The following is a 17,611-nucleotide window of genomic DNA, read 5'->3' as shown; positions in this document are numbered from 1 at the left end:
ACTCGCACGGCGTCAGGCCTCCGTCTGTACCGGACCTGCCGTCACCTTCCGTAGCAGCGGTCGACTGCCGGCGATCGCGGCGAGCATGGCCAACGCGCCGACAGCCAGGCAGATCAGCAGTTGCAGGGCGCCGACGGCATTCATGGTGGTGCCGGCCGCCTTGTTCAGTTGCGTGGCGCCGAAGGCGCCCATCGCGGTGGTGCCGCCGGCCAGGACGGCCAGAGGGATGACGGTCTCGCGGGTCCGGGCCTGGTCCAGCACCTCCAGCGGGGTACCGGACAGTCGCAACAGACCGTAGATCCGGCGCCGGTCAAGGACGTTCGCGGCGGCCGTGAGACCGGCCGAAGCGGCCGCGACAAAGAAGCTCAACGCCAGGGTCGCGGTGCTGACCGCGGCGACGCGGGCTGTGACCGTGTCGTCCGGCGCGGACACGTACTCCCGCGTGAACGGATACCTGCCGGACCCGAGAGGGGTCAGGGCGGTGACGGCGGTGTCGACGCTCTCCGGGCTGCCGGAGACCTGGGCGATCACGCCGTCCACGCCGCCCAGCAGGCTGTCGTAGTCGTTCTCGCTCGTGACCGTGACGGTCGCCGTGACATCGGCCCGGCGCAGGAGGGTACGGGCCCGGGTGGCCGTGTGCCGGGCGTCGGCCGGGTTCGCGGTGATCACCGCGACCTGGCCGTGGTGGCTCGGGCCGTCGGCGCCGAGCGTGCTGACGGAGAAGAACCCGGCCACGAATCCCGCGAGCACCAGGCCGCTGACGGTGCGCCAGGCCCCGCGCGGGTCGTCGCTGAGCCGGCGGGCGGCCAGCAGCGTGGCCGGGCGCTTGGCCCGGCGGCCCACGATCCGGCCCAGCCGGTCCACGACCCAGGGACCGAACAGCCAGAACCCGCCGTAGAACAGCGCCAGCAGAGCGAGCAGCTGCCGGGTCTTCAGCTGACCGCTGTCGCCCGTGGACATCCAGACGAAGAGCAGGACGGCGACGAACAGCACCAGGCGGATAGCGCGGGTGCGGCGCGGGGCGGCCTGCTGGGCGACGCCCAGGGGCGCGGTGGCCACCTGACGCAGCATCGTCACCGCGCTCACGGTGATCAGTGCCGTGACGGCCAGCACCACCGCCGCGAGCCACAGCGGCCCCACCCACACCTGCTCCGTGTACCAGGAGCCGACGCCGTACGGGATCTCGGCCAGCGCGGGCAGGAGCACCACGTAGGCCAGCGCACCGGCCAGTGCACCACCCGCACCGACTCCCCCCGCCTCGACCGCGGTCATGGCGAGGATCTGCCGCGGGGTCGCCCCGGCCAGCCGCAGCACGGCGAGGCGCTGTTCACGCCGGGCCGCGCCGAGCCGTCCGGCGGCCGAGGCCAGCACGACCACCGGCATGACGAGGAGTACCACCCCCAGCAGCACGGTCCCCTGATCGATGCCGGTGAACACGCTCGCCCGGGTCCCGGTGAACCCGGAGACCGGCGCGCGCTGCGTCAGTCCCTCGTCGTAGTAGTTCTGGTTCCCGGCCGTCCCGGAGACGGCCGGGTCGCCGGGCGCCCGTCCGACCACCGCCACCAGTTCGTCGGGCGAGGCGAGACCTGCGGCGCCGATCGTGCCGGGCGACCTCACCTTCGGGAACCGGTCGGCGAGTTGATCGGCGGGGAGCTTGTGCAGCAGCTCGCCCAGGGCCGGGGAGACGTACACCTCGCCCGGCTTCGGGAAGTCGTTCAGGCCTGGGGGCGCGGGGGTCGGGGCGCGGCCGGGCAGCCGAGCCAGGTTGACCACGGTGACCGGTTCATCGCGGACATACGTGATGGTCGTGGCCTGGACAGCCGTCGCCCGCTTCAGCGGTACGGCGTCGGGGGTGCGCCAGGTGGTGTGGTCGGCGCGGGCCCCCGCGCCGAGGGCGGCGGCGGTCATCACCAGGAGGAGGAAGGAGCCGACGGCGGCGGCACCGGCCGCGAGCAGCTGGGAGTGCAGGCCACGGCGGCCTGAGGCTTTGGCGAGGTGCCAGGTCAGGGGCAGGACGGGGGAAGGCATGGCGGCTGTTCCGGTGGGCTTAGGCGACAGTGAACTGGCTGTGGCCGCTGATCCGGCCGTCGCGGACCTGGAGGACGCGGTCGCAGAGGGCGGCGACGTCGGCGTCATGGGTGACCATCACCAAGGCGGCACCCGTCTCCCGGGTCGCGAAGGTCAGCAGCTGGACCACCTCGGTGCTGGTGCGCTGGTCCAGGGCGCCGGTGGGCTCGTCGGCGAAGACCACGTCCGGTTCGACGGCCAGGGCGCGGGCGATGGCGACCCGCTGCGCCTGTCCGCCGGAGAGCTGGCCGGGGCGCCGACGCTCCAGCCCGTCCAGACCCAGCGGTGCGAACCAACGGCGGCCGCGGGCGACGGCCTCATCGCGCGGCATGCCCTCCAGCATCAGCGGCAGCGCCACGTTCTCCTCGGCGGGCAGTTCCGGCAGTAGTTGGCCGGACTGGAACACGAACCCGAACCGCTTGCGGCGCAGTTCGCTGAGCCGGTTCTCGCCGAGCTTGTCCACGCGTTCGCCGCACAGCAGCACCTGGCCATCGTCGGGGCGGATGATGCCCGCCAGGACATGCAACAGGGTGGATTTACCGGAACCCGACGGGCCCATGATCGCCAGCGAGTCGCGCTCGCCCACCTCGATGTCCACGCCGGCCAGGGCGGTGGTGGAGCCGTACTTCTTGACGAGGCCGTGTCCGGCCAGAACGGTACTCATTGTCGTGGCCCCCTTCTCAGCGCTCGAACTTCCAGGTGACGCGCTTGGCGTCGGCCTTGACCACACGGACCGGGATCTCGACGGTCCCACCGCCGCTCTTCTCGCCGGTGCAGGTGAGGGTGGCTCCGGCCACGGCCTTGAGCCCGGTCGGGCAGGTGACTCGGGAGAGCTTGTCGCCGATCCAGGGCAGCGGGTGGTACTTGCTCTCGGTGCGGCCTGCAACGATGTTCGCCGCGAGCACCGTGTGACCGTCGACGGATGCCGTGCTGTACTCGTCCAGGCGGGTGGTGGACTCGGTGCCGGAGAGCAGATGCGTTCCGAGGCCTCCCAGGGCGACCACTGCGGTCACACCGCCGACGGCGCCGACGGCGAATTTGCTGCGCTGCATCTCGTACTCCTGGTGTCCGTGGTGAGGAAGCAGCACCACACTCGCCCGGGTGCCCGGCCGCGCGCCTCGGCCGAACGGCCGGAATCGTGGGCCGGACCCGCTGGGCGCCTCGGCCATTCGGCCGATCCCGCCGCCACGGCTCTGGCCTACGGTGATCGGCATGAAGCATGTTTCCGCCCGGGGCTGCGCCCATGGCCTCGCCGTAGGGGTCCTGCTCGCCGCGGCCGTCGTCGACGTGGTTCTCTACGCGGGTTCCGACGGAACGAGCGTCCTGCCCGGACTGGGCCCCGTCTGGCAGACCCTGGCCGTGGTGCTCGTCGGGCTGGCCGGCGTGCTGTGGCCGGCCGGGCGGCGGCCCGAGTGGCTCACCCCGCAGGTGCGCACCGGCGTGCCCGCTCTCGCCTCGGCCCTCCTCACGGCCGCGTCGCTGTTGGTCCACGGGCCGGTCGTGTTCGGGCCGGGCGAGATCGTGATCCTGCTGACCCTGCTCTTCATCGCGGTACGGCACTGCTCGCCCCGCTGGGCTCTGGTGTGCGGCGTCCTCAGCGCTGTCGCACTGCTGGCCCTTCCTGCGCGCGGCGACGTGAAGCTCAGCAGTGACCTGCTGGGCCTGCAGATGATCGGCCTGCTGCTGGTGGGGCTCGTCGCCGGGCTCGCGGGCTATCTGCGCTCGATGGACTACCGCCGCACCGTCGCCGTCGCCGACACACGCCGCCAGGAGCGGCTGGCGATCGCCGCCGACCTGCACGACTTCGTCGCCCACCACGTGACCGGCATCCTCGTGCAGACACAGATGGCCCGCATGATGACGTCCACCCAGCCACAGGAACTGGACCCCGTCCTGGCCGGCATCGAACGCGCCGCGACCGAGGCCCTCGCCTCCATGCGCCGCACGGTCGGCGTCCTCCGCGACACCGGCCCCGAGGCAGCCGATCGCCGCCCGGTCGGCGACCTCGAGGGCATCGCCGAACTGGTCGGGGGGTTCGCGACCCCGGGCCAGAGGGCCGTCCTGCGCCGCGACCCCGCCGTGTCCGACGGCCTCCCCCATGAGACGCAGGCCGCGGCCTTCCGTGTAGTCCAGGAGTCACTGACCAACATCCGGCGGCATGCGGCCGACGCCACATATGTCGACGTCTGGCTGCGAGACCACGTCGGCCGGCTGGAGGTGACGGTGGCAGACGACGGTCGCGGGCACACCCAGCTTCCTGCGGCCGCGCACGGTGGCGGCTTCGGCCTCGTCGGTCTGCAGGAGCGGGTGACCGCGCTGGGCGGCCGATTGGACGCCGGGCCGCGGGGCGGCGTGGGGTGGCAGGTGCGGGCGGTGTTTCCGGCGCGGAGATCCTGAAGAAGGCCGCCGCCACTTGGCGGCCCTCCGGCCCCGCCACTGCCACCGGTCACCGCCGACGGAGCAGGCCCGACCGGCGCCGCGACCGCCGAAGGAGCGATCGGACAAGCAGGCTGTCGAACGACGGCCGTCCAGGGTGTAACGAGCCGCCGCAGATCCGCGCGCCCCTCAACGCGCCCGCCAGGCACACACCACCAGCCGCGCTGACGGGCCGGCCGCCCGACGCCACCACCATCGCCCACCTCATCGTCGGGAGCGACCAGTGACCATTGCCGCTGCCACCCCTACGCCGCCGTCGACAAGCGCCTCGACCGCATCGCCGCCCTCGGCATCGGCGGCCGAGGCGTCGAACACCTCTACGTCGCCCGCGAGAACCAGGGCAGCCCCCTCGTCGGCGCCGCAGTGCAGGCCCTCGCCGATCTCGAACCGAACCCCACGGCGCTACTCACCACCGGATCCGTCTCCCCCGGCTGGATCTCCCCGCACATCGCAGAGAACGACGGGCCCGGAGGCGCCGCCGTCATCACCCGCGCCCTCGCCAGACACACCACCCACGGTTGTCCGCCCCCTCCTGGGACGGGACGCACGTCCTGAGGCGAGTACGCGGCGACATCGACGCCGCTCAGATGTTCCGGGCCGCCGATCCGCTCAGCGGTCTCCTCGCAGGCCACGGCCAGCGCGACGAGAGACCCCGGCTCGGCGGCGGCAAGGTCGGGCTCCGGCATCCAAGTCCGAGGACGGATCCGCTGCCCTGGGTGCCGGACATCGCGGAATCGCTCCACCGATACGGTCGGGGCCGGCTGCATTCCACAGTGACGTGCGTCTCGTTCCACCCCTCGGCTCCTGAACGCGGATCCCCGGGCTCCATTGGCTTCGCCACCTGTGGCAAGGGCGATGCGCAGAGATCTCTGCAGCTCCCAGCCCTGCCTGCGGCACCTTCGTAGACCGTATGGCACCTGGTGCACCACAGGCACTGACCGGCCGTGGGCTTTCGCCGCACCCCTTGACGCAGCGAGGCGGACGCGTTCATATAACGAGTGCTTCACTAAAACCAGCGAGGGAGAATCCCCAGTGCCCGACGACCTCACGTGGCTCAGCGCACACGAACTCGGACAGCTGTACAGGAGCCGTAAGTTGTCGCCGGTCGAGGTGGTCGGCGCGGCGCTGGATCGCCTGGAGCAGGTGGACTCCCGCCTGAACGTCATGGTGACGGTCACTGCGGAGGCCGCCCGCGAGCAGGCGCTGAAGGCCGAGCGGCGCTTCGCCTCCGGGGAGGAGTTGCCTCCGCTGTACGGGGTTCCCATCACGGTGAAGGACCTCACCGACACGGCCGGTGTGCGCACCACTTACGGTTGCGTCGCCTACGCCGACCATGTGCCGGACGAGGACGCCGCCGCATGGTCACGGCTCAAGGACGCCGGGACGATCCTGCTGGGCAAGACCACGACTCCCGAGTTCGGACTTCTCGGCGTCACCGAGAGCAAGCTGACCGGAACCACCGGCACCCCATGGGCCCCGGACCATGCGGCAGGCGGCTCCAGCGGAGGGGCCGCAGCCTCGACCGTCGCAGGTGTCGCCCCGATCGCCTGGGGCTCCGACGGCGGGGGCTCCATCCGGGTACCGGCCTCGCTCTGCGGAGCGGTCGGGGTCAAGCCCTCGACCGGCCGCATTCCCCACATCGGGAACACGGAGCCCGACAGCACCGAGGGCCCGATCGCCCGCCGTGTCGTGGACGCCGCGCTCCTCCTCGACGCCACCGTCGGCCCTCACCCCTTGGACCGCTTCTCCCTGCCCGCCACCGGCGAACAGTACGCGCGGGCCGCCCTGGCCGAGGGGGATCTGAGCGGACTGCGCATCGCGGCCGACCACGGTCTCCTGCACGGTCCCGTGGACCGGGAGACCCAGCGCGTCTTCTCCGCCGCCCTGGAGGACCTGCGGGCCGCCGGAGCGGTCGTGGAGGAGACCCAGGTGGAGCTGCCGGACCCGATGGAGTTCTTCCTCGCTTACTGGGGCACCGAGTACATTCCGTTCGTCGAGCTCATGCGCGCGGCGGAACTCGAGGTCTGGCCGCTGGCGGCGGACATCGCCGATCGGGCGGCGCGACTTTCACCTGCGGATGTCGGACGTACCGGACGCGAGACGAAGACCGACATCTACTGCGCCTACGCGAAGGTGTTCGCCGACTTCGATCTGCTGGTGACTCCTACCACCCCCTTCCCTGCTTTTCCCCACGCCGGGGACGTGGGTGGCCCCGCCACCGTCAACGGACAGTCTCTCGCCGAGCCGGGATGGCACCTGCACCGGCTGACCGAGTCACCCAGCCATGCAGGGCTCCCCGCCATCTCCGTGCCCTGCGGATTCACCTCGGCAGGCCTTCCGGTCGGCCTCCAGATCATCGGCCCTCAGCACGCCGACGCAGCCGTCGTCTCCGCCGCCGCCCGCTACGAACGCGCCACCGCCTGGTGGACCCAGCACCCCGCACTCTGAATTCAGCCCGCGTAGCACCACCGCGCGCCGGACGCACCCGACAGGAGAACGCCGGCCACACCGCCCGCCGAAACCGGCGGCTGCGGTCTCCCGGCGCCGGCGCGTCCGGGTAAGCCCGTCGGACCCCTACCCCGACGACGCGGCCCGAGCTCCCCACCTCACCGCAGATACCGGCCAGAGGCCGGCCAACGGCACATCGCCGGAGTCGGCCGCCGGCAGAGACCCCGGCCGTACGTGCCGGACGACCCGGTCCACGCCCCCCTGGGGGTGGACCATCGGCCACGGCGCCAGAAGTTTGCGGTGCGCCACCGCTCCGTCCGCGATGCCTCACGCAGACGCGGGTACCGTCGCGGACGCGGCTCTTCGCATACGGACGACTTCGTCCGTGCCCGGCGTGGCCCTCGCGCTCCCTCCGGGTCGGCTCGGCACGGAAGCCGGAAAATCAATCCGTGCGCCCGGCACAAGGCCCCTGCCCTGCGGATGTGATGCCACAACAGGGGCTCGGGTCTGACGGCCGTGGTGAACGACTCGCCCCGTCGACTCCCGCCTGTCACGTGACAGGCGGGACCGGGAACGGCTTGATGCAGGCAGGTGCCCTGCGACCGCCCCCTGCCCCCGGCACCCGGACCAACTCGGACGAAAGTCACGACCTGGAAAAGCCCCGGGATGAGCATTGCCTGTTGTACATCACCCGTCATACATTCTCCGTCAACTTGGCTCGAAGGCGGCCGCAGGCTGCAACGAAGGGGCGTACCGATGGCTACACGACACATCCCGAGGGCCGCGGTGCTCAGCCTCGTACTGGCCGCGTCCACGCTCACAGCGTGTTCCGGCGGCTCGTCGGGCGGGCAGAAGTCGGTTTCCGCGGACGACCTGGTCTCCTCACTCCCCGCCGCCAAGGGAGACGTCGGCCAGATCACCTGGAACCTCACCGGCGGCGAGCCGGAAACGCTGGATCCCGCCAACGCGGCGACCACACAGAGCGGACAGGTGGTGCGCGATCTCTGCGACTCCCTGCTGACCCTGGACGCGAAGTTCAACCTCAAGCCCAATCTGGCGAGCTACCAGCAGCAGTCGCCGACCAAGCTCGTGCTCACGGTCCGCCCGAACGTCAAGTTCTGGGACGGATCGCCTGTCACCGCGGAGGACGTCGCCTACAGCCTGCGATGGGCCTCCGATCCGTCGAAGATCGCCAGCTATCTCTTCGCCGATGTCGACTCGATCAAGGCGACGGCTGCCGACCAGGTCACCATCACGTTCAAGCAGCCGGACGAGATGTTCACCAGCGAACTGGCCAACATGGTGGTCATGAAGAAGGCCTTCGTCGAGAAGGCCGGTGCCAAGCTCGGCACACCGGCCGGCGGTCTGATGTGCAGCGGACCGTTCAAGCTCGACAAGTGGCTCAGCGGCGACAGCATCACGATGAGCCGCAACGACGCCTACTGGAACCGTGCCCGGCGCCCGTTCGCCCAGTCGGTCAGATTCACGTTCGTCACCGATGCCACCGCCCTGGCCCAGTCGCTGAACGCCCGCGAGATCGACGGCGCCTACGAACTGTCCGCCTCCTCGGTTCCGGCCCTGGCGAAGTCCAAGGCGGGGCGCCTGGTCTTCGGGCCCTCTCCGCAGTCGATGAACATCTACGTCGCCCGCCCGGACGGTCCGATGGCCGACGGCGACCTGCGAGCCGCCCTGGAACGGATGATCGACCGCGACGCCCTCGCGAAGGTGGTGTTCCACGGGGCCGCCACTCCGCTGTACACCATGACGACCCCCGCGACCTGGCCCAACGCCCAGCGTACGGTGTACGAGAAGGCGTACAGGTCCTTCGAGACCACGCGGTCCTACGACATGGACGCGGCGAAGAAGCTGGTCAAGGGGTCCTCCTACAAGGGCCGGCAGATCGTGCTCGCGATCGCCGCGGGCGATGACGCCCAGTCGCGCACTGCGCAGTTGCTTCAGCAGCAGGCTCGGGAAGCAGGCCTCACCATCAGGATCCAGAGCATGCAGCCACTGGTCTACGCGCAGGCGGGTTACGACGCCACCAAGCGCAAGGGCGTCGATCTGATGCTGTCGTCGAACTTCAGCGCCGCGCCCGACCCGTTGGAGACCATCGGCTTCAGCTACCTGCCGAAGGTGACCTACAACTACACCGATTACAACAACCCCCAGGTCACCAAGCTCTTCGACGAGGCACGCAGCACCTTCGACGGGGAGCGCCGGGCCAAGACGGTCGTCGAGATGCAGGCCCTGTACGAGAAGGCGAACACGGTGATCCCGCTCGTCTCCACGAACACCACGACCTTCCTCAGCGACCGGCTGACCGGCGCGATCACCTCGTTCGCCTACTGGTCCATGCCGCAGCTGGCCTACGTCGGCGCCCCGAAGAAGTAGGAGCGACGAGATGTCCGTGTCCACCTCCACAGCCGGCCCGCCGGCCCGGCTCCGCGTCTCGTGGCGTCACCCCGTCCTGTCGCTCGCGGTGACGTACGTGGTCAGCCCGGTCGTCACCGTCCTGTGCGCCACCTTCCTCCTCTTCGCCGTCCTCGCCCTGTCCCCCGGTGACCCGGTGGCCCAGTTGCTGGGACCGCACGCCTCGGACTCCGCGCGAGCGGCGATGCGGGCCAGGCTCGGCCTGGACGACCCGCTGCCGGAGCGCTACTGGCACTGGCTGACCGGTGCCCTGCACGGGGACCTCGGCACCTCACTGACCTACCGGCAGCCGGTCTCGGATCTGCTCGTGCCCCGGCTGCTCAGCACGCTTCTGCTGGTCGGCATGTCAGCGGTCCTCATCCTCGTCGCGGGCCTGCTCCTCGGCGGGATCGGCGGGACCAGCCCGCGGTGGCGCCCGCTGGTCAACGTCGTGTCCGGGCTGGGCATCGCCGTGCCGGCCTTCGTCGCCACCACCCTCCTGATCAGTGTGTTCGCGGTGAGCCTCGGCTGGTTCCCGACCGGCGGCGCGGGCAGCGGCCTCGCCGACCGGCTGTGGCACCTCGTCCTCCCCGCGGTCGCCCTGTCGATCGGATACGCCGCCTATCTGATCCAGCTGACCTCCAGCGCGATCGGCGAGGAGGCGGCGGCCGAGCACGTGGTGACCGGCCGCGGCCGCGGGCTGCCCCGCTCCTGGGTCTTCCGGCGGCACATCCTGCGCAACGCGGCCCTGCCGGTCCTGACCGCGTCCGGCCTCACCGTGGCCGGTCTGGTGGCCGGCACGGTGGTGGTGGAGCCCGCCTTCGGCATCGACGGCATCGGCTCGCTGCTGATCAGGAGCGTCTCCGCCAAGGACTATCCGGTGGTGACCGCGGTCAGCGCGTTGATCGTCACCGTGTTCGTCGTCGTCACCACGTTGCTGGACGCCGGTCAGCACCTGCTGGATCCGCGGCTGAGGGAAGGACGCTGACCGATGGCCACACTCACAGCCACTCTCCGGCTGCGGAGCACCGGGCGCAGAGGGCTCGGCGACCCGCTGCTCCTCGTCTCGGCCGCGGTGGCCGCCTGTCTGGTGGTCCTCGCGGTGGTCGGCCCGTGGATCGCGCCCCACGACCCGGCGGCCACCGACGTCCTCGCCGCCGGTCAGGGCCCGAGCGGCGCGCACCTGTTCGGCACCGACTCACTGGGCCGTGACATCTTCTCCCGGGCGCTGACGGGAGCCCGGCTGAGCTTCGCGGGGCCCGGCATCATCGTGCTCGGCAGCGCCGGTCTCGGCACGTTGCTGGCGCTCGCCGCCGCCTGGCACGGCGGCTGGGTCGACCGGTTGCTGAACCGGGCGCTGACCTTGCTGTTCGCGATTCCCGGTGTGCTGGTGGCCGTGGTCGCCGCGGCCGTCTTCGGTGCCGGCTTCTGGGCACCGGTCCTGGCCCTGACCATCGTCTACACGCCGTACGTGGCCCGGGTGGTGCGCAGCGTCGCGATACGGCAGCGGCAGCTGCCGTACATCGAGGCGCTTCAACTGGCCGAGCTGTCGAGCTGGCGGATCTGCGTGCGGCACCTGCTGCCCAACGTGGCGCCCATCGTGCTGGCCCAGGCGACCATCGGTTTCGGCTCGGCTCTGATGGACTTCGGGGCGGTCTCGTTCCTCGGGCTCGGCATCCAGCCGCCGGAGGCGGAATGGGGGGTGATGGTGTCCGACGGCCGATCCGAGGTTCTGGACGGCGCCGTGCAGCAGAGCATGGCCGCGGGCCTGTGCATCGTCGTCTCCGTGGTGGCGTTCAACGTGCTCGGCGAGCGCCTCGCCCAGCGGTTCGGAGGGACCCGATGACCAGCACACCACTGCTTCGGATGCAGGATGTCGGGATCACGGCCGGGGACCGCAGGAGCAAGCGCACGCTGGTCCGCGGCGTGGACCTGACCGTGGCGGCCGGCGAGACCATGGGCCTCGTCGGCGAGTCCGGCTCGGGCAAGTCGATGCTGGTCAAGTCCGCGATGCGGCTGCTTCCCCAGCACGCCGAGACCTCCGGGCGGATCGACTTCGAAGGACGGTCGGTACTCGGCTTCTCACGCCGCGAACTCGCCGCCTACCGCTCCCGCGACGTCGCGCTCATCCACCAGGACCCGCGCGCCCACACCAACCCGCTGCGCACCGTCGGCGACTTCCTCGTCGAGGGCGTCGTGGCCGGCAGGCTGCTCGGCCCGCGGGAGGCCCGGCAGCGTGCCTGCGAGCTCATGACGAGTATCGGCATCACCGATCCGGAACACCGCCTGACGCAGTACCCGCACCAGCTCTCCGGCGGTCTGCTGCAGCGCATGATGATCGTGGCGGCGCTGCTGCCCTCCCCCAAGCTGGTCTTCGCGGACGAGCCCACCACGGCTCTGGACGTGACAGTGCAGTCGGAGGTGATGGCGATCCTGCAGGAGCAGATCCGGGAGCGGAACCTCGGTCTGCTGTTCATCTCGCACGACCTGGACCTGGCCGCCGCCGTGACCGATTCCCTGGCCGTCATGTACGCCGGGACAGTCGTCGAGCGCGGAGCCACGACGGAGGTCCACTCCCGTCCCCTGCACCCGTACACCGCGGGGCTGCTCGCCTGCCGCCCCAGCACGACGGCGGTCACCCGGCTGCAGCCGATCCCGGGCCGGCCGATCTCGGCGTACGAGGCGGGACCGGGCTGCGCGTTCGCCGCGCGCTGCCGTTTCGCCACCGAGGAATGCCGGCAGGACCGGCCCCGACTGCGCACCGTGGAGGACCGGTTGGTCGCCTGCCATCGAGTGGAACAGATCAGCGCGGAACTTCCCCAGGCGGTGCACTCATGACCGAGGCAGCGATCCTGGCTCGGGACACCGGCCCCGCGCTCATCGTGGAGCACCTGCGCAAGGAGTTCCCCACCCGCTCCCGTGACGGCAAGGCGGTCATCGCCGTCGACGACGTCGGCTTCGCCCTGGAACGCGGTGGGTCACTGGCGGTCGTCGGTGAGTCCGGCTCGGGCAAGACCACCGTCGCGCGCATCGTCGCCGGACTGGAGCGGGCCACCAGCGGAACGGTCACAGTCACCGGGAGCGGGAAGCGGTCGGCCCGCCCCGTGCAGATGGTCTTCCAGGACCCCTTCGCCTCCCTGGATCCGCGCCAGCGCATCGGCGCCGGTCTGACGGAACTCCTGCGCGTACGCATCGGGCTGGGACGCGCCGCGGCCCTGGAACGGGCGACGGGCCTGCTGGCCGAGGTCGGGCTCGACGAACAGCACGCGGCCCGGCTCCCCCGCGACCTGTCCGGCGGGCAGCGGCAACGCGTGGCCATCGCCCGGGCGCTGGCACTGGAACCGGAGATCCTCATCCTCGACGAGGCCGTCGCCGCCCTCGACGTCAGTGTGCAGGCGCAGGTGCTGAACCTGCTCTCCGACATCCGTGAACGCACCACGGTGGCCTTCCTGTTCGTCTCGCACGACCTGGCCGTGGTACGCCAGGTCACGGACCACTGCCTGGTCATGCAGCACGGCTGCGTCGTGGAGGAGGGCCGCACCGCCGAGGTACTGGACCACCCCCGGGCCCCCTACACACAGGAACTGCTCGACGCGGTGCCCAGGCCTGGCTGGCAGCCCCGGCGCCGACGCGCCTGACCCGCCGTCCGCCAAGGTCCGGGCGGACACATGCCCTCGTAGTAAAGCAGCCGCTACACAAAGGAGCCGACCATGGGCATCCTCTCCACCGAGGGAGCCACGACACTCACCGTGCCCCACCCCTCCCAAGCACCGGCCTTGCTGGACGGAACGTTCACCACGCCCTGGTTCGTCGTCGACGACGACCGCGCGAAGGACTTCGAGAAGGCGTCGTACCACGACCAGTACCCGCACGCCTACGAAGGCGAGGACGGGTACGGCGAGGACCTGGTGGAGGGCTTCCACCTGCTCAGCCTGCTGGACGTGCTGTGCAACCACTCCGTGTGGTCCGAAGGCCCGTGGATCGCCTGGAACTACGGACTGGACAACGTCCGCTTCGTCTCGGTGATCCGCACCACCGACCCGTTCCGCATCCACGGTCACGTCCGCGAGGTCATCGACCGCGGGGAACAGGGCCACCTCGTCGTCACCGACCTGCGTGCGGAGGTCCGGGGCCGGGAGCGGCCGGGATTCGTCGCGACGCTGCGTGCCCTGTGGTCCACCGTCTGAACCGCCGTAGAGAGGCCGAAAGCATGGAACTGAACGAGCACCAGCAGTACCTCCTCGGCAAGAACATCCCCGAGGCACTGGACTACGCGGCCCAGCAGTGGCCGGACAACGTCGCCCTCACCCACCTCGAGGGCGGCGGCCCCACCCTGACGTGGGCCGAGCTGCGCGAGCGGATCAGCCGGGTGCGCACCGGCCTCGAACGCCTGGGCGTCACACCCGGCCAGAAGGTCGGCATCATGCTGCGCAACCAGGTCGAGTTTCCGCTGACCTGGCTCGCGGTCATCGAAGCCGGCGCGGTCGCCGTGCCGATGAACCCGAAGTACACCCCCCGGGAGATCGACTTCGTCCTGAGCGACGCGGACGCCCGGTGGCTCGTCGCCGCCGATGACGTCGTCAGCGGCGCACTCGCCGACGACCGCGTCGGTCCGGTCCCGAGCGAACGGATCATCGCCGTGGGCGAACCGGTCGCGGGCGTGCACGACTTCGCCGCGCTGATCGCGCAGGACGCGGCGCCACGCACCCACCGGGCCGATCCCGGTGAAGTGGTCAACATCCAGTTCACCTCCGGTACGACCGGACTGCCCAAGGGGTGTCTGCTCACCCACACCTACTGGATCCAGATCGGCGTCTACGGCTCGGCCCTCGGGGACGCGCGGCGCATCCTGGCGGACCACCCCTTCTACTACATGCAGAACCAGGCCTATCTGATGATGGCACTGGCCGGTGGAGGGGGCCTGTACGTCACCGCGGGGCTGAGCCGGCGCAAGTTCATGAACTGGCTCGTCGACCACCGGATCGACATGGCGTGGATCGACGAGGGCATGCTCGACTTCCCGGAGAGCGAGGCCGACGGGCAGCTCGCCCTGAAAAGGGCACCGGTCTCGGCCCTGCCACCCTCCTTGCACGAACCCCTGGAACAGCGCTTCGGCCTGCGGGCGCGCGAGGTGTACGCCAGCACGGAGGTCGGCAACGGCACCTACGTCCCCTACGACCGCACCGACACGGTCGGCACCGGTTCCATGGGCTGGTGCTTCCCCCAGCGCGAATCGAAGGTCATCGACCAGAGCGGCGGCGAGGTCGAGCCGGGCCACTCCGGCGAACTGTGCCTGCGAGGCCCCGGCATGATGCTCGGCTACCACAACCGCCCCGAAGCGAACGCCGAACTCTTCCTGCCCGGCGGCTGGTTCCGCACCGGGGACATCGTCCGCAAGGACGCCGACGGGCAGCACTACTACGAGGGCCGCCTGCGCGACGTCATCCGCCGCAGCGGCGAGAACATCGCCGCCGCCGAGGTCGAGCTGCAGATCATGGCCCTGCCCGAGGTGGACGACGTCGGCGTCATACCGGTCCCCGACCCCCAGCGCGACGAGGAGGTCAAGGCGGTCGTCGTGCTCAAGCCGGGCGCGAGCCTGACCGCGCAGGAGATCGAGGCGTGGTGCCTTCAGGGACTCGCCCGCTTCAAGGTCCCCCGCTACGTCGAGTTCCGCGACAGCCTCCCCTACACCGCCAGCGGCAAGATCGCGAAGGCGGAACTCCGTGCCGAGCCGCACAGTGACCGCGTCGTGGACCTGCGCGCCTCCTGAAGCACGGCAGCGGACCGGCCGGAGGACACCGGTCGGTCCGCGGACCCGCGTCCCGACCTCAGCCGGCCGGCAGTTCCACGAACGACAACACCTTGAGAAATCGCTCCAGCGCGGCCAGCTGGCGCTCGGGGGTCCAGATCTCCGGGTGCTCGACCACGGACAAGGCTATGCCGGACACCCACACGCGCACCATGTCGACGGTTCCTTCCAGTTCGTCCGCCGGGACCAGTTCCTCGACGGCCCGCACCAGAACCGCTCGCATCGCCGGCTCCATGCGCTGCAGGTGCCGCCGGATGACCGGTTCCGCACCCTGGTGCGTCAGCAACGCCACCCGCGCGCGCTCCTGCCTCAACGCGTCCTCGGTGTCCGGCAGGAACCATGTGAGGGCGAACCGCATCCGTTCACGGGGATCCGCGATCTTCTCCAACTCGCCGAGGACGGCGTCCGCGTCGGCCAGCACAAACTCCAGTACCGCGTCGAGCAGGGCCTCGCGGTTGGCGAAGTAATGCGTGATCAGCGTGCTGGACCCGCCCATCCGCTGCGCGATCTTCCTGAGCGTCAGCTCGGGCAGTCCTCCCTCGCTCAAAGCCTCGAGCGAGGCCACGACGATGTCGCGAACTCGCTCCTCCGGATCAACGTACCGCGGCACCTGGGACCTCCCCGCCCTTCACACCCGACCGTCGCCTGACACAACCCGCAGAAGCTGTTATACAACAACCGAAACATATCTCGGAGGCATGCCATGAGCTTCACCATCGTCGAGACCATGACGTCGGAGCCGCCGTCGCAACACGCTCGGGAACACATGGTCGCCATGCGCGACGGAGTGGAACTGGCCACGGACGTCTACCTGCCGGACGAGGTCAGCACCCACTCCGCCGTTCTCGTGCGGACCTGCTACGACAAGTCGAGCCGGTACACCGCCCTGACCTTCGAGGCCGAGTACTACCGCTCCCGCGGCTATGTCTTCGTGGCCCAGGACGTCCGGGGCAAGTTCCGGTCGGGAGGGGAGACCCTCCCCTACGCCTACGATGTCGCCGACGGCTACGACACGGCTGAGTGGATCACCCGACAGCCCTGGTCCAACGGCCGGATCGGCGTGACCGGCCAGTCGTACTACGGCTTCACCACCTGGGCCGCCGTGGCCAGCGGCCACCCGGCCATCAGAGCGGCGGTCCCGATGGTCACGGGCATCGACATGGGCGCCGGCCACGTGGGAGCACAGTGGAGCCAGCAGGTCCCCTATATCGCAGGACTCAACGACCTCCTGCAGATCTGGACCGACCGCAACGGCTACCTCGCCGAGATCGACTGGAGCGCCGACTCCGTCGAGAACATCGTCGCCGCGGCCCGCACGCGGATAGGCGAGTGCCGGGCGGCCACGGACATGCTCGGGCGCTCCGCGGACCAGGGATGGTACAACCCCTACGGTGACCGGCACCCGTATCACACCACGTCGATTCCGGTCCTGCACTGGCAGAACTGGTACGACCCGGGCCTCGCCCCCCTCGGCCTGCGTGACTGGCGGCACTTCCGCTCCCTGGCCGGCCAGCGCGACCTGCACTTCCTCCGGGCCGGTTCGGCCGACCACTCCGGTTACCTGCTTCAGGACGTCGGAGCCGGCGACGAGCGCAACCCGTACCTCAGCGAATCCACGCTCGCCGAGAAGATCGAGACCGAGTGCGGCGAAGTGGCGGACTTCTTCGACGAGCACCTCGACGGGCTGCGGCCGACAGCCCCCCGTCCCCGTGCCCGGTGGCACGTCGGACACGTCGGCTGGCAGTCCTCCCAGGAATACCCGCCGCCCAGCCGACCGCTCACCTTCCACCTCTCCGCCCACGGCTCGGGGACGTACGCCCTGAACCCTGAGCCGGACGAGAACGCGACGTCCCTGGCGTGGACGCACGACCCCGAGCACCCCGTCCCGTCGAGCACCGACATCGAGGCGATCTGGTACCTGCTCGCCGACTGTCCCGACGAGCGCGACCTGGCGGACCGGCGCGACGTGCTGACCTTCCGCACCGAACCGTTGACCGAGCACGTCGACTTCGCCGGACAGCCGGTCCTCACGGGACGCGTCACGTTCTCGGCCCCTTCGACGCATGTCTTCGCGAAGCTGCAGGACGTGCACCCCGACGGCACCACCCGCCCGATCTCATGGGGCCGCGCAGTCCTGTCCGAGCGAGCGGGCGGCTCCTTGACCCTTGCCCTGGACGACAACGCCTACCGGCTCCGCAGGGGCCACTGCCTCCAGCTGCAGATCCAGTCGAGCGACTTCCCCCACTCCGCCGTGCACCCGGGCACCGACGGCAACCCGTGGCTCACGACGAAGCGGATCCCGAGCACGCAGAGCCTCGGCGTCGGAGGCCTCACCGGCGCACGGCTCGTCCTCCCCGCCATCACCATCGCGGAGGCTCCGGAGACACCGGCTCAGGTCGGCTGACAGACGTCGGGAAGCGGGAATCCGGCGGCCCGATCCTG

14 protein-coding genes are annotated in these 17,611 nt (G+C 70.5%); 10 read left to right on the top strand and 4 right to left on the bottom strand.

The genetic code is table 11. The features are described 5' to 3' along the window. Positions 1 to 12: 12 nt before the first annotated feature. The 3 genes from ACIRR9_RS19120 to ACIRR9_RS19110 are packed head-to-tail and all read right to left on the bottom strand — an operon-like array spanning position 13 to position 3,119. A complete protein-coding gene (locus ACIRR9_RS19120; protein ID WP_403752993.1) occupies positions 13 to 2,028 on the bottom strand; it encodes an FtsX-like permease family protein in 2,016 nt (671 codons plus the stop codon). A 19-nt stretch (positions 2,029 to 2,047) separates the two neighbouring features. After that, positions 2,048 to 2,731: an ABC transporter ATP-binding protein gene (locus tag ACIRR9_RS19115; protein ID WP_403752990.1), complete on the bottom strand. Its 684-nt coding sequence runs from the start codon at positions 2,729 to 2,731 to the stop codon at positions 2,048 to 2,050. A gap of 16 nt (positions 2,732 to 2,747) precedes the next feature. Then, positions 2,748 to 3,119: a DUF4333 domain-containing protein gene (locus ACIRR9_RS19110; protein ID WP_403752987.1), complete on the bottom strand. Its 372-nt coding sequence runs from the start codon at positions 3,117 to 3,119 to the stop codon at positions 2,748 to 2,750. A 160-nt stretch (positions 3,120 to 3,279) separates the two neighbouring features. On the opposite strand from ACIRR9_RS19110, the gene ACIRR9_RS19105 reads away from it, so the two are divergent. From ACIRR9_RS19105 to ACIRR9_RS19065, 9 genes are all read left to right on the top strand, one after another. Further along, positions 3,280 to 4,464, top strand: a complete 1,185-nt coding sequence (locus ACIRR9_RS19105; protein ID WP_403752984.1) for a sensor histidine kinase — start codon at positions 3,280 to 3,282, stop codon at positions 4,462 to 4,464. Positions 4,465 to 5,535: 1,071 nt separating this feature from the next. Then, positions 5,536 to 6,951 carry an amidase gene (locus ACIRR9_RS19100; protein ID WP_403752981.1) on the top strand — a complete coding sequence of 472 codons (1,416 nt, stop codon included), beginning with the start codon at positions 5,536 to 5,538 and terminating at the stop codon, positions 6,949 to 6,951. Positions 6,952 to 7,707: 756 nt separating this feature from the next. Continuing rightward, positions 7,708 to 9,342 (top strand): ABC transporter substrate-binding protein, encoded by a 1,635-nt coding sequence (locus ACIRR9_RS19095; RefSeq protein ID WP_403752978.1) that lies wholly within the window; start codon positions 7,708 to 7,710, stop codon positions 9,340 to 9,342. Between the two features lie 10 nt (positions 9,343 to 9,352). After that, the gene (locus ACIRR9_RS19090; protein WP_403752975.1) at positions 9,353 to 10,348 is read left to right on the top strand and encodes an ABC transporter permease; all 996 of its coding nucleotides are present in this window, start codon (positions 9,353 to 9,355) and stop codon (positions 10,346 to 10,348) included. Positions 10,349 to 10,351: 3 nt separating this feature from the next. Then, positions 10,352 to 11,206 (top strand): ABC transporter permease, encoded by an 855-nt coding sequence (locus ACIRR9_RS19085; RefSeq protein WP_403752972.1) that lies wholly within the window; start codon positions 10,352 to 10,354, stop codon positions 11,204 to 11,206. Beyond that, complete coding sequence (locus ACIRR9_RS19080) at positions 11,203 to 12,198, top strand: ABC transporter ATP-binding protein (RefSeq protein WP_403752969.1); 996 nt, start codon at positions 11,203 to 11,205, stop codon at positions 12,196 to 12,198. The genes ACIRR9_RS19085 and ACIRR9_RS19080 overlap by 4 nt, the downstream gene beginning before the upstream one ends. Next, positions 12,195 to 12,998: an ATP-binding cassette domain-containing protein gene (locus tag ACIRR9_RS19075; protein ID WP_403752966.1), complete on the top strand. Its 804-nt coding sequence runs from the start codon at positions 12,195 to 12,197 to the stop codon at positions 12,996 to 12,998. The genes ACIRR9_RS19080 and ACIRR9_RS19075 overlap by 4 nt, the downstream gene beginning before the upstream one ends. A 72-nt stretch (positions 12,999 to 13,070) precedes the next feature. Next, positions 13,071 to 13,547 carry a hypothetical protein gene (locus ACIRR9_RS19070; protein WP_401347967.1) on the top strand — a complete coding sequence of 159 codons (477 nt, stop codon included), beginning with the start codon at positions 13,071 to 13,073 and terminating at the stop codon, positions 13,545 to 13,547. A 23-nt stretch (positions 13,548 to 13,570) separates the two neighbouring features. After that, positions 13,571 to 15,130, top strand: a complete 1,560-nt coding sequence (locus ACIRR9_RS19065; protein WP_403752962.1) for a class I adenylate-forming enzyme family protein — start codon at positions 13,571 to 13,573, stop codon at positions 15,128 to 15,130. 58 nt (positions 15,131 to 15,188) lie between these two features. Here the strand turns inward: ACIRR9_RS19065 and ACIRR9_RS19060 are convergent, their stop codons facing one another. Further along, positions 15,189 to 15,779 (bottom strand): TetR/AcrR family transcriptional regulator, encoded by a 591-nt coding sequence (locus tag ACIRR9_RS19060; protein WP_359219304.1) that lies wholly within the window; start codon positions 15,777 to 15,779, stop codon positions 15,189 to 15,191. Positions 15,780 to 15,872: 93 nt separating this feature from the next. Here ACIRR9_RS19060 and ACIRR9_RS19055 point away from each other — a divergent pair, with 93 nt between their 5' ends. Continuing rightward, complete coding sequence (locus tag ACIRR9_RS19055) at positions 15,873 to 17,573, top strand: CocE/NonD family hydrolase (RefSeq protein ID WP_403752959.1); 1,701 nt, start codon at positions 15,873 to 15,875, stop codon at positions 17,571 to 17,573. Positions 17,574 to 17,611 lie beyond the last annotated feature (38 nt).

This window comes from Streptomyces sp. NPDC101234 (assembly GCF_044767525.1).
GTDB classification, from domain to species: domain Bacteria; phylum Actinomycetota; class Actinomycetes; order Streptomycetales; family Streptomycetaceae; genus Streptomyces; species Streptomyces sasae.
This window is presented reverse-complemented; position numbering and strand designations above follow the sequence as displayed.